The organism is Rhodococcus sp. NyZ502 (genome assembly GCF_041464245.1).
GTDB lineage: Bacteria > Actinomycetota > Actinomycetes > Mycobacteriales > Mycobacteriaceae > Rhodococcus_F > Rhodococcus_F qingshengii.
Map to the genome: position 1 here is coordinate 1,643,079 of NZ_CP167155.1, position 12,640 is coordinate 1,655,718.

General features: G+C 60.8%; 12 protein-coding genes. 8 read left to right on the top strand and 4 right to left on the bottom strand.

The window, feature by feature from the left end:
• Positions 1–2 precede the first annotated feature (2 nt).
• From urtD to urtA, 4 genes are read right to left on the bottom strand one after another with little or no spacing between them, the layout of a single operon-like run.
• Complete coding sequence (gene urtD / locus ACBG85_RS07770) at positions 3–839, bottom strand: urea ABC transporter ATP-binding protein UrtD (RefSeq protein WP_064688302.1); 837 nt, start codon at positions 837–839, stop codon at positions 3–5.
• Positions 836–1,942, bottom strand: a complete 1,107-nt coding sequence (gene urtC, locus ACBG85_RS07775) for an urea ABC transporter permease subunit UrtC (RefSeq protein WP_007735392.1) — start codon at positions 1,940–1,942, stop codon at positions 836–838. Before urtC ends, urtD begins: the two co-directional genes overlap by 4 nt.
• A complete protein-coding gene (gene urtB, locus ACBG85_RS07780; RefSeq protein WP_003941514.1) occupies positions 1,939–2,823 on the bottom strand; it encodes an urea ABC transporter permease subunit UrtB in 885 nt (294 codons plus the stop codon). Before urtB ends, urtC begins: the two co-directional genes overlap by 4 nt.
• A gap of 54 nt (positions 2,824–2,877) precedes the next feature.
• Positions 2,878–4,134 (bottom strand): urea ABC transporter substrate-binding protein, encoded by a 1,257-nt coding sequence (gene urtA, locus ACBG85_RS07785; protein ID WP_007735391.1) that lies wholly within the window; start codon positions 4,132–4,134, stop codon positions 2,878–2,880.
• A 267-nt stretch (positions 4,135–4,401) separates the two neighbouring features.
• On the opposite strand from urtA, the gene ACBG85_RS07790 reads away from it, so the two are divergent.
• The 8 genes from ACBG85_RS07790 to ACBG85_RS07825 all read left to right on the top strand — a co-directional run bounded on the left by ACBG85_RS07790 (position 4,402) and on the right by ACBG85_RS07825 (position 12,586).
• Positions 4,402–5,142 (top strand): TetR/AcrR family transcriptional regulator, encoded by a 741-nt coding sequence (locus tag ACBG85_RS07790; protein WP_003941474.1) that lies wholly within the window; start codon positions 4,402–4,404, stop codon positions 5,140–5,142.
• Positions 5,143–5,268: 126 nt separating this feature from the next.
• A complete protein-coding gene (locus ACBG85_RS07795; RefSeq protein ID WP_064074216.1) occupies positions 5,269–6,453 on the top strand; it encodes an ABC transporter substrate-binding protein in 1,185 nt (394 codons plus the stop codon).
• Positions 6,454–6,468: 15 nt separating this feature from the next.
• Positions 6,469–7,344, top strand: coding sequence for a branched-chain amino acid ABC transporter permease (locus ACBG85_RS07800; protein WP_020906730.1), 876 nt, complete (start codon positions 6,469–6,471; stop codon positions 7,342–7,344).
• A complete protein-coding gene (locus ACBG85_RS07805; protein ID WP_054781648.1) occupies positions 7,344–8,372 on the top strand; it encodes a branched-chain amino acid ABC transporter permease in 1,029 nt (342 codons plus the stop codon). The genes ACBG85_RS07800 and ACBG85_RS07805 overlap by 1 nt, the downstream gene beginning before the upstream one ends.
• A complete protein-coding gene (locus tag ACBG85_RS07810; protein WP_007735383.1) occupies positions 8,369–9,142 on the top strand; it encodes an ABC transporter ATP-binding protein in 774 nt (257 codons plus the stop codon). Before ACBG85_RS07805 ends, ACBG85_RS07810 begins: the two co-directional genes overlap by 4 nt.
• A 1-nt stretch (position 9,143) precedes the next feature.
• Positions 9,144–9,848 carry an ABC transporter ATP-binding protein gene (locus ACBG85_RS07815; protein ID WP_054781647.1) on the top strand — a complete coding sequence of 235 codons (705 nt, stop codon included), beginning with the start codon at positions 9,144–9,146 and terminating at the stop codon, positions 9,846–9,848.
• A gap of 9 nt (positions 9,849–9,857) precedes the next feature.
• Positions 9,858–11,498 (top strand): class I adenylate-forming enzyme family protein, encoded by a 1,641-nt coding sequence (locus ACBG85_RS07820; protein ID WP_054781646.1) that lies wholly within the window; start codon positions 9,858–9,860, stop codon positions 11,496–11,498.
• A gap of 68 nt (positions 11,499–11,566) precedes the next feature.
• Positions 11,567–12,586, top strand: a complete 1,020-nt coding sequence (locus ACBG85_RS07825) for an alpha/beta hydrolase (protein WP_058227461.1) — start codon at positions 11,567–11,569, stop codon at positions 12,584–12,586.
• Positions 12,587–12,640: the final 54 nt, after the last annotated feature.

Below are 12,640 nucleotides of genomic sequence, written 5' to 3' on the forward strand. Positions count from 1 at the left end.
ATTCAGTCCTCCGGGGTCGGTTCGGTGTCGGCGCCGAGATCGGTTCCGGCAGCGGCTGTGCCGAGGTAGACCTCTTGCACCTTGGGGTCGGCTTGGACCTCCGCCACAGTTCCTTCGGCGAGTACTTTCCCAGCGGCGAGCACTGTGACGGACGTGGCGAAGGATCGCATGAAGTCCATGTCGTGCTCGACTACGACGACGGTTCGCGCACCGCCGATGCGCCGCAGAAGGTTCCCGGTCTCCTCGCGCTCCTCCAGGCTCATCCCAGCGACGGGCTCGTCGAGTAGTAGCACGGAACAGTTCTGTACCAACAACATTCCGATCTCGAGCCACTGTTTCTGCCCGTGCGCCAGAATGCCCGCGGGAGTGTCTCTGAGGTGCTCCAACCCGGTTGTCTCCAGCGCCTCTTCGATCTCGGGAAGCACACCTTTGCGTTTTCTGAGCAGGTTCCACGGTGATCGGCCGGCTCCGGCCGCGATGTCGAGATTCTGCAGCACCGAGAGCTCTTCGAAGACGCTTGCCGTCTGGAAGGTTCGCCCGACGCCGAGGCGGGCGATCTTGTGAACCTTCTTGCCGAGCAGTTGCTCGCCGGACTTCGTGATGGAACCCGTCGCGGGAACGAGTCCGGTGATGGCGTCGACCAACGTTGTCTTTCCAGCCCCGTTCGGGCCGATGAGAAACCTCAGGTCGCCCTGCATGAGGGTCAAGTCGACGCCGTCGACGGCCTTGAAACCGTCGAAGCTGACCGAAAGATTTCGTACTTCGAGGTACTCGGACGACATTCCGGCGTTGCCGCCCAGTGCCGGTGTGGGTTCGCTGGTGGCGGTTGTGTTGGTCATGACGACACCTCCACTGGTTCGGGTTGGGAGACCTTGACCGGTGGGTCGGCCGGGGTCTCACGCTTCTTGCGGTGGCGCATCAGGGCGAACAATCCGGCCACACCTGCCGGGAAGAACCCGACCACGACGATGAACATCAACCCTTGTGCGTAGATCCATCCCGAAGGGAGTTTCTCCGAGAATGTCGACTGCGCCCACGCGACGCCGATCGCACCGAGTACCGGACCCAGAAGCGTTGCGCGGCCACCGATCGCGACCCCGATGAGAAAGGCGATTGACGGAACGATCCCGACGTCGGCGGGGGAGATGATGCCCACGATCGGAACGAACAGCGCACCGGCGATACCGGCGAGGAACGCCGCGGTCACGTAGGCGACCAGTTTGATGTTCGCCGGATCGTATCCGAGGAAACGTACGCGCTCCTCTTGATCGCGGACGGCGACGAGGAGTTCGCCGTATCGGGAGTTCATCAGCTGGCGAATCAGAGCGACCGATGCGAGAAGAACTCCGGCGGCGATGAAGAACAACATCTGCTTGTTCGCCGGATCGTTGAGGTTGAAACCGAAGAACGTGCGAAAGCGGTTGAGGCCGTTGCTGCCACCGATCGACTGCTGGCCGATCAAGAGGATCGCGAAAGCCGCGGCGAGTGCTTGCGAGAGGATCGCGAAGTACGCGCCCTTGACTCTCCGCTTGAACACACCGAGTCCGAGGAGAAAGGCAACAGCGGCCGGCAGGAAAAGGATGGCGAAGATCGCCACGAATGGCGAGGCGAACGGTTGCCAGTATCCCGGCAGTTCGGTCTTGCCGGCGATGGACATGAAGTCCGGGACCGCGTCGCCCTTGAGTTCGGCATCGGCGATCTTGAGGTGCATCGCCATCACGTATGCGCCGATTCCGAAGAAGACGCCCTGGCCGAGCGTGAGCATTCCGCCTCTGCCCCAAGCCAAGCCGATACCGACAGCGACTATGGCGAAGCACAGGAATTTGGCCAACAGTGACAGCCTGAAGTCCGAGAGCACAGCCGGAGCGACGGCGAACAGCACGATCGCGGCAAGTGCGAAACCGCCCCACACCCGAATTCGGGAATTGTTCAGGATGCTCATACGAGGCTCCTCGTCTTGACTGCGAACAGGCCCTGCGGCCGAACTTGAAGGAAGACGACGATGATGACGAACACGATCACCTTCGCGATCGACGCTGTCGTCGAGTACTCGATGAACGAGTTCAAGATGCCGAGGGCGAAGGCTGCGATCACGGCTCCCTTCATCTGACCGAGACCGCCGACGACAACAACCAGGAAGGCGTCGATCAGATAGGACTGGCCGATGGTCGGGCTGGTGGAACCGATGAGCGTCAACGCGACACCCGCGACGCCGGCGAGCCCGGAACCGAGGAAGAAGGTCGTGATGTCCGTACGACGAGAGGAGATTCCGCTCGTCTCGGCCAGATCGCGATTCTGGACGACGGCCCGGATGCGTCTACCCATCGACGACTGCTTCAGTGCGACCGAAAGTGCGATCACCGCTGCGATCGCCAACACCAGAATGAAGATGCGGGTTTTCGGCACCACGGCGCCGAAAATATCGACCCCGCCCGAAAGCCAGCTCGGCGCCGAAACATTGACTGCCGGCGCGCCGAAGATGTCGCGCGCCAACTGCTGAAGGATCAATCCGACGCCGAATGTCACCAACAGGGTGTCGAGGGGTCGGTGGTACATCCGCGATACCAGGACCACTTCGAGCACGACACCCATCAGTCCGCCGACGACGAAACCGACGAGCAGAGAAATGATCAACGATCCCGTTGCATTCGAGATCACTTGCTGCACTACATATGCGGTGTACGAGCCGGCCATGATGAACTCGCCGTGTGCCATGTTGATGACACCCATCTGCCCGAACGTGAGAGACAACCCCAACGCTGCCAACAGGAGAATCGATCCGATACTCAAACCCGTGAACAACTGCCCGATCACAACATCCATGACAGACGCTCCACCTCTCTACTCGTCGATTCCGTCAATTCCGCCTTTTGTCGATCAGCTACCGAGCCCCTCAGCCCAGGGGTAGTTCTTCAGGTACGGATCCGGCTCGATCGGCTGTCCCGAATCCCAGACCGTGTAGATCAGTCCGTCGGAACGGATTTCGCCGATCCGGGCAGTCTTGGTGATGTGGTGGTTGTCGCCGTCGATGGTGACGAGTCCTTCGGGCGCCTGGAAGGTCACACCGTCGGCGTTGTCCTGAATATCCTTGACCGCAAACGAGTTGGCCTTCTCGACGGTGTTCTTCCAGAGGTAGACGGAGGTGTATGCCGCTTCCATCGGATCGGACGTGGGCTTGTCCTGGCCGAACTTTGCCTTGTACGCCGCGACGAACTTCTTGTTCTCGGGGGAGTCGATGGTCTGGTAGTAGTTCCACGCCGTCAGCTGGCCTTCGACGTTCTGGACTCCGATACCACCGACCTCTTCCTCCGCAATGGAGACGGAGACGACGGGCATGTCGGCAGGCTTCAGGCCGACATTCGAGTATTCACGGAAGAACGCAACGTTGGAATCGCCGTTGAGTGTGTTGAACACGGCATCGGCGTCGGCTGTGCGGACCTTGTTCACGATGGTGGAGAAGTCGGTCGAACCCAGAGGCGTGTAATCCTCGCCCTTGATCTCGATGCCGTTCGCTGCCGCGTACGCCTTGATGATGCGGTTGGCGGTCTGCGGGAACACGTAGTCGCTGCCGACCAGATACAGCGACTTGACGCCCTTCTCCTTCAGGTAATCCAGAGCCGGGATGATCTGCTGGTTGGTCGTTGCGCCCGTGTAGAAGATGTTCTTCGAATCTTCCAGTCCCTCGTACTGGACCGGGTAGTAGAGCAAAGAGTTGTTGTCCTCGAACACGGGCAGCATGGCCTTGCGGCTCGAGGAGGTCCAGCCACCGAAAACTGCTGCGACGCAATCGCTGCTGATCAGTTTCTCGGCCTTCTCGGCGAACACTGTCGGCTCCGACGCACCGTCCTCTGCCACGATCTGGATCTTCTTACCCAGTACACCGCCGGAATCGTTGATCTCCTGCACCGCCAACGAGATGGAGTCGCGGACCGTCACTTCACTGATGGCCATGGTGCCCGAGAGTGAATTCAGGGAACCGACCTTGATCGTGTCCCCCGAGGTGTCGACGCACGACGTAGCCGTCGAATCTCCCGATGCGGTGTCTGTTGCCTTGCTTCCGCAGCCGGTGAGAACCAAGCCCAGCGCGGCGAGAGCGGCCGGCGCGGCAAGGGTGCGCTTCGAGAAGGTTCGCATGTACGGGCCTTTCGTGTCGATGGCTCTGGCAGACAATGGCTCTGACAGATCTGTATCCGGAGTGCGTATACAACGCTGTATTCGTCGAGTGCACAGAGTAGGTGGAAGTTGTTGCGGTGGAATGACTGTCGGTGACAAGTGTGTGTCCGGTGTTTCGATTGGGTGTCCAGGACCTCACACCGCAGGTCAGCGAGGGTGCGGTGTTAGCATCGACGAGAAATTGATCAAGCACTCGCTTGACGATCGGAACGTCGGAAGGATCTTCTCGTGCGCTCGACCCGACGGGACGAAATACTCGCTCATGCGGCCAAGCTGTTCAGTGAGCGGGGAATCGCCGCGACGACGGTGCGAGACATCGCCGACGAAGTCGGGATCCTCTCCGGCAGCCTCTATCACTACTTCGACTCCAAGGATGCGATAGCCAACGAGATCGTCGTCCGGTTCCTCGAAGATCTCAACGTCCGGTACGAAGACTCGATCGAACCGGAAGGTTCGGCTCGAAATCGCCTGGCCACGATGGTGTCGGTGTCTTTTGCCTCGGCGGTGGATCACCCGTATGCCACGGAGGTCTATCAGGGAGAAGCCATACTTTCGTCGCAACCGGCGGACGCGCCCATCACCATCCTGGTTCAGAAGGCACACAGCTACTGGCGATCGGCTATCGCTCGCGGAATTGCCGACGCGGAGTTTCGGGAAGACATCGATCCCGAACAGTTTCACCGTCTCCTGCGTGAATCCGTCTGGTCCACCGTCGCGCAGTATCGCCCGCAGCTTTCCGAATTGGCCGAAGATCTGCAGCGCAATCTGATTTCGGTTTTCCTGGACGGCTTTGCCGCACGTTCCGTCGACGGCGAGCCGGTGGCACGCATTGCGCGGCGCACGGCGAAGAAGGAAGCGCAGACCGAATCTCCCGACTCGGACCTTGCCGAACTCCGCTCTGATGTCGACGAATTGAAGTCCGTCATTCGCGAACTCAGCTCGTCGATCCGGCAGCTGCAGAAGCCGTAACACCGCAGTTCCTGCGCGTGTAGTTCGGATTTTGACTATCAGTGTGACCCAGTGCATACTTCTGTCCACACTCGTAAATCAAGCGCTTGTTTGATTTACCAAGCACAGTTTGGACGGGAGTTCGATGTGAGACTCGGAAAGGCGATCGCCGTCTGCGCGGCAGTGGTCCTCGGGGCGAGCGCGTGCGCATCTGCCGGTGTCATTCCCGAAGACACCATCGTCATCGGTTTGGACGAGGACTCCACCGGGCCCGGTGCGTCGTACAGCACGATCGCCGGCAAGACGGTGCGGATGACCGTCGACCTGATCAACCAGGCGGGCGGAATCAACGGTAAGCAAGTCGAATTGGTTGTCGAGAACGACGAGAGCAGTCCCACCAAAACCCCGTCGATCATTCGGAAGTTGGTCGATCACGGGTCCAGTGCGGTCATCCTCGCCACGGGCAGCGGGTCGGTGCTGCAGGCCAAGTCGATTCTCCAGCAGTCGAAGATTCCTGCGATAGCTCCGGTCGTTCTCAGCGACGCCTTTGCCTCGGCGCCCGACAACGACTTCTCGTTCATGATTCCGAACTCGTTGAAGCAGTACGCCCAGGTGTACTGCGGGGCTTTCGAGAAGATGGGGTACAAGTCCCTGGGAATTCTCGGTGACGCGAGTGCGTCCATCGACGGAATCATCAAGACCCTGCGGCCGGCGCTCGAGAAGTGCGCGAGAGTGACGGGCGTCGAAAAGGCGCCGGTCGATGCCGCGGACATCACCGCACAGGTCTCACGTCTCGCGGAAACCGAACCGGACGCGATTCTGGTCGCCAGTATCGGCGGGCACTTCGAAATCCTCGCGCACAACACCTTGTCGAAGGTCACCCCGCAGACGCAACGCTTCTCACTCGCTTCCATCGGAAACCAGCCCGCATCTTGGGCTTTGGCGGACCCGAAGGCGTTGAGCGGCATGGTGTACATGGGCTCGCTCAGTGAGAACAACCCGAGAACCGCCGAACTGCGTCGCAAGGTGCAGGCGGTGAAGGGGCCTGATTATCAACTGACCGCCTACGACGCACAGGCGTACGACGCCGTCATGATGTTGGCCGAGGCAATCGAAATTGCCGGCGACCACCGAGATCGGACGGCCGTTCGTGATGCTCTTCAACAGGTTTCGGCACTTCCCGCCAGCTTCGGCCAGGACGGATTGACACTGTCGTTCTCCTCGCAGGATCACCTGGCTCCGGACAGCCTCTGCGGCCTGGTACTCGTCGAATTCGGTGAGGACAACAAGCCTGCCCGTCCGTGGGATTCCTACCAGCCCCCGTGCGGATAACCGAGGAGCATTGACATGACAGACGCACAACTGTGGCTCGCAGCCATCGAGATCGGTGCCTTCTTCTCGCTGATAGCCCTCGGAATGTATCTCGTGGTGGTCGGCGCCGATTTCTTCAACTTTGCGATGGGCCCGTACGCGATGGCTGCGGCCATGGCGTCGAGTTGGGTCGCGATCAATTACGGGCTCGCTCTCTGGATTGCCATGCCGCTGGGGATCGCGGTAGCGGTGGCGCTGTCGATCCTGACGGAAAAGCTTGTGGTCAAACAGGTTCAGAAGCGTTCGGGTCGTGGGGAACTACCGGCGTTGGTGGCGGTGACCGCAGTACTGTTCGGGATCCAGCAGCTCGCCGGCACGGTCTTCGGCCGAACACCACTTCCCGGACAGAAGATCTTCGACTTCGATCCGATATCGGTGCTCGGTGCCACCGTCGACAGTTCGACCGTTGTACTCGTCGTCGGAACTGCCGTGATCTTCGTCGGTATCGGACTGTGGCTGAACCGGTCCACCTCGGGCCGTCTGCTACGCGCCGTCGGCGACAGTCCGGATGCCGCCCGCGTCCTGGGCTTGCCGGTGGATCGGGTACGCCTCATCGCGTTCACCCTCGCGGGTGTGATCGCCGCCGTCGCCGGACTTCTGTTCGCTCCCAAGGCCGGTGTTCAGTTCACGAGCGGTCTGTCATGGACGCTGACGGCATTCATCGCACTCGTCATCGGTGGTACCGGCCGAAGTTGGGCTCCGCTGATCGGCGGAATGGTGTTGGGCGTCGTCCAGGTATTCGCCCCGTACTACTTCGGTGCGAGTGCTGCGCAAACCGCGATTCTGTTGATTGCCCTGGTGTTCTTCGCTTTCCGTCCGGAAGGCTTGCTCTCGAGGAAGGTTCGCGTCTGATGGCCTCGCTTTCTACCAGTCCGCTGACGTCAAATCCGCCCACTACATCCGGCCGTTCCCGGACGAGGATGCTCGCCCTGTCACGAGAAGCGCTGATCACCGTGGTCGTGGTTGCTGCCGTGCTGCTGTGGATGGGGCCGAGTCTGTACCGGCAGGATCTGGTGTTCCTCGCTGCGACGTATTCGCTGATCGCACTCGGCATGTACGTGCCATTCGTGCTCGCGGGATCACTGTCGATGGCGTACAGCGCGTATGCGGCGATCGGCGCGTATGCCGTTGCGCTGATCTCGGTTCGGACCGGGTTGTCGATGTGGTGGGGATGGATTCTCGGCGCCCTCGCCGCTGCAGCGGTTGCAGTACTCCTCAGCTTGGCAACACAGAAACTCTCCGGCTTCTACCTTGCCGCGGTGACCTTGTTGTTCGGTATCGCTTTCGAGCACTGGTTGATCGACGGGCCGAGTTTCACCGGCGGGTCGGCCGGGATCTCGGGTGTCGAGACTGTGACGATGTTCGGCTGGGAGCCACCGCGCTATGTGTTGGTCGTGTTCGCGATCTTGTTCGTGTGTCTGATCGCGGTCGCTGTGGATCGACTCCGGAAATCGGTGTGGGGGCTGATGTTGCAAGCTGCCCGCGACAATCGTAATGTCGCACGGTCTTCCGGCGTCAATCCTGCGCACCTGACCGTCGTGGCGCTGGCGATCGGTGCTGCGATCGCGTCGACCGGCGGATCGCTGTTCACCGTGTCGGTGCAGGCTGTCACTCCTGAAACCTTCACTCTCAGTATTGTTTTCCTCGCAATCTTCATGCCGATCATCGGCGGTCGCGGTTCGGCGTGGGGTGCTCCGCTCGGTGCATTGATCGTGGTGATCGTGACGCTGAATATGCCCGGGTACCAGGGAAGTGGCGAACTCCTGCTTGCCGGAGCCGTCCTGGTGATCCTCATCGTCGCGCCTGGTGGGGTGATCGGGTGGAGTCAGAACGTTCTGGGTCGAATGAACCGTCTGTACAAGGAGCGTGGCAATCGATGACTCGGCTACTCGAAGTGAGCGGGCTCCACAAGTCCTACGGAGGCGTCCGCGCTGTCGACGATGTCTCGTTCAGCGTCGGACCGGGAGAGGTGATCGGACTGGTCGGCCCGAACGGGGCAGGCAAGACCACACTGGTGGACTGCATCTTCGGCACTCAGCAAGCAGACTCCGGAACCGTCGCGCTCGCGGGTGCTCCCTTGACCGGGCCGTCGGAGCGCCGTGCACGGCAAGGGCTCTCGCGCACGTTTCAACATCCGCAGCTCGCGGCGGAACTCGACGCCGTCGACAACATCATCCCGGGACTGTACGGGCACAAGATCACCTCACCTCTGCACTCGCTGTGGTGGGCGATCAAAGGACCTTTCGAGAACTGGGACCGGACAGCACAGCGGGCCCGGGAGATTGCTGCGCGATACTCGGTCACCGACGTCGAGAGTGCTTGCGGGGATCTCAGTTTGGGGGCGCAGCGTCTGGTCGAGGTGGCGCGGGCGATGGCGACCGAACCCGAAGTCCTCCTGTTGGACGAACCGTTTGCCGGCGCGGATCACGACGGCATCGCTGCCATCTCCGGTGCCGTGCGATCGATTGCCGCGCAGGGCAAGGGAGTAGTCCTGGTTGATCACAACGTCGATCTCATCGCGGCGCTCGCAACCAAGATCGTGCTGCTCAATTTCGGATCAGTGGCGTTCTACGGACCACCGCAGGAGTGCTTGGCCAGCGACGCGATGCGAGAAGTCTATTTCGGTTCCGAATACGAGGAAGGCGCCTGACATGCTCGAACTCGACAGAGTCACAGTTCGATACGGATCCGCTGTCGCCGTCCGGGAAGTCTCCCTTGCCGCTCCCGCCGGTGAAGTGACAGCCATCGTCGGGCCGAACGGTGCGGGCAAGACCAGCTTGGCGGGATCCATCTACGGCTCGGTTCCCGCCACCGGGACAATCAAATTCGATGGTCGAGAGATCCAGAAATTATCGGCACTGGATCGTGTCCGCAGCGGATTTGCCTACGTTCCCCAAGGCAGGCAACTGTTCATGCGAATGTCCGTTCGCGAGAATCTACGCGTGGGCGCAGACCTGCTGGGATTGAAAGCCGAAGCCGTGGAAACAGCTTTCGAGAGGTTCCCGATCCTGCGTGAACGCTCGGAGAGTTATGCCGGGGTCCTCAGCGGTGGTGAGCAGCAGATGTTGGTTCTGGGGCGGGCCCTTCTGGAAACCCCGAAGGTGTTGCTCCTCGACGAGATGATGACAGGACTGGCACCGAAAATCGTCGCGGAGCTGCGAGCATTGGTCGGGGGTCTGGCCGCCGAGGGTGTGACCGTCATCGTGACGGAACCGGCACTTACTGCACTGAAATCGGTTGTCGACCGCGGATATGTCATGCAGCGCGGCGAACTCGTCCACGAATGCGATTCCGCAGCGACACTGGACAACGCGTACAAACAATCGATGGGCGTCCTCAGCGCCGACGGGAGATGATCGACGATCATGCTTGAAACGAAGACACTCGACTTCACCGTCGGTGAATTCGCCACGAATCCGGACCGCTTCGCCGGCGTCAGCATCAGCGAAATGGTCAGGCATTGGTCTGAGACCATCCCGGACGAAACCGCCTTTGTCACTCCGGAATCGAGGGTGTCGTGGAAGCAGTACGACGCGGCTGCCGATGCGATCGCGTCGGCGCTGGATCTAGCTGGTGAGGGATACGGACATGTAGCCGTGTTGCTCCCCGACACCGCTGTATTCCATGCGGCTCTCTGCGCAGCATTTCGTACCGGCCGCGTCGCCGTCGGAATCGGTTCGCGCTCGGGCATTCGCGAGATCTCTCATCTGATCGCCCGCTCGGAAGCCTCCGTTCTCGTCACCACTCGCACGCTGCGCGGCGTCGGTACCGCCGAACTCGTGGCGAGTCTGCGGGCAGAGCATCCCGGACTGGACGTCGTCTTCGCCGACGAACGCGCCGACGTGAGTTTCGAACGCGTGAGCGCAAACGGCGAACTCACCTCGTTGCCGGTCGAGTTAAAGCAGTTCCCCGCAACCAGTCCGTGTTTTGTCACGTCAGCCGTTTCGATGCTGAACTCGACCTCCGGCACAACGGGCCTACCCAAACTGGTCACACAAACCGAGGATCGTTGGGTTGGTTTCTCCGAGATTGCCGCCGAGGCGGCGGCGATCGGTTCGGATGAGGTGTTCCTCGGCGCGGTTCCAGCACCTTTCGGATTCGGCCTCTGGACTTCGCATTTCCTGCCGGCACTACTCGGTGCTCGCAATGTCGTCATGGAACGCTTCGACGTTTCGGTGATGATCGAGTTGATCGAGCGCGAACGGGTGACTGCTTTGAATTGTGTGAGTACACAATTCAAGATGCTGTTGCGTTCGGAGGCCGCGGAATCGGCCGATCTCTCGTCACTTCGTTTCATGTTCACCGGTGGTGAAGCCGTGCCCTATTCGGAGGCGCTGGCATTCGAACAACGTACCGGAGCGGCTGTCCTGCAGTTCTACGGATCGAACGAAACCGGCGCCGTCTCGGTGACGACGGTTTCGGACGATTCCGACACCCGACTGAAGACGTGCGGCCACGTCATCGATCGCATGCAAGTTCGTGTATTCGACGATGCGGCAAAGGAAATGACCGGCTCCGTCCGCCGCGGTCAGCCTGGGGTGAACGGACCGCTGATGTGTCAGGGCTATTGGGGGGACACCGATGCGAACGACGAGTTGTACACCGATGACGGTTGGATGCTTCTCGGCGACATCGTCGAGATCGACGAGACAGGACGGGTGCGTGTGGTCGGGCGCAAAGCCGACATCATCATTCGTGGCGGCAAGAACATCTCCGCGGTCGAAGTCGAGGAGTACGTGCGCGCGCACCCTTCGGTGGAGTTGGTCGCCGTGGTCGGGGTCGACGATCCGCTGTTCGGTGAGAAGGTCTGTGCGGTCGTCGTGTCCGCCGATGACGATCTGAGTTCGGAGGATCTGACCGCCTGGCTGCAGAGCCGAGGAGTGACCCGCGAGTACATACCCGAGTACGTGATGACGGTCGCCGAATTGCCGATGGCGGCAGGCGGCAAAGTAGCCAAGGGTGAAGTCAAGGCACTCGCGCAGAGGCGGATCGCTGAACTCGGCTGATCGCACTTGGCGGTACCGGCTTCGCGTTACGCTGATCCGGACATTGTGCCGAGAGTGAAGGAAACCCGATGACGAACCCTTCACCGCATCGGTGGCGCAGGCGCTTGCTGTGGGCTCTGGCAATTGTGTTCGTTCTGGTCGGAGCCGTGGTTCTGGCCTTCGTTCTGAGCCCGAGACCTGGCGCACTCACCGTGCGATGGGTCTTCGATCGTGATGCGGTGAAAGTCACCGAGGCGCTCGAGAAGCACGCGCCCGAAGGCGTCGACTCGATCAAGGACCAGCAGTACCGCGCCGATGACGACGACGCATACCTGGATGTCTACTTTCCCGCAGCGACGACGACCGCATTGCCTACGGTGATCTGGACTCATGGCGGTGCCTGGATCTCGGGAAGCAAGTCCAACTACGCGCCGTACTACGAGTTGCTGGCCTCGCGTGGCTACACAGTTGTGTCCCTGGACTACTCACTCGGACCTGAGCACCACTATCCGACGGCAGTGCGGCAGCTCAACGACGCTCACGCGTACGTCGTCGCGAATGCGGAACGGCTGCATGTTGATCCGACGACGGTCGTTCTGGCGGGTGATTCTGCGGGAGCGCAACTCTCGAGTCAGCTCGCCACTCTCATCACTGATCCCGCCTATGCGAACCGTGTGGGCGTGGTCCCGTCGCTGCGGCCGGATCAGTTACGTGGAGTAATCCTGAACTGTGGAATCTACGACGTCGGGAACATGGTCGGCGGACCCGGCATCATCGGTTGGGGAGTTGATCGGTCCCTCTGGGCGTATACCGGCGTGCGTGACTTCATGAGTACCGACGCAGCGGATCAGATGTCGACCTTGAACTACGTCAGCGATCGATTTCCGCCTGCCTACATCAGCGGCGGCAACGCCGATCCGTTGACGGATTCTCAGTCGAAACCGATGGCTGACAAATTGACCGGGTTGGGAGTTGCGGTCGACACACTGTTCTATCCGGCCGATCACGTTCCGGCGCTCGGTCACGAGTATCAGTTCGATCTGGACAATGCCGACGGTCTCACTGCGCTCGATCGCACGGTTCAGTTTCTCGAGGCTCATACCGGCTAAATGTCGGATTGTGGTGAACCACTGCGAAAATGGTCATTTTGGACAAAGCTCCGC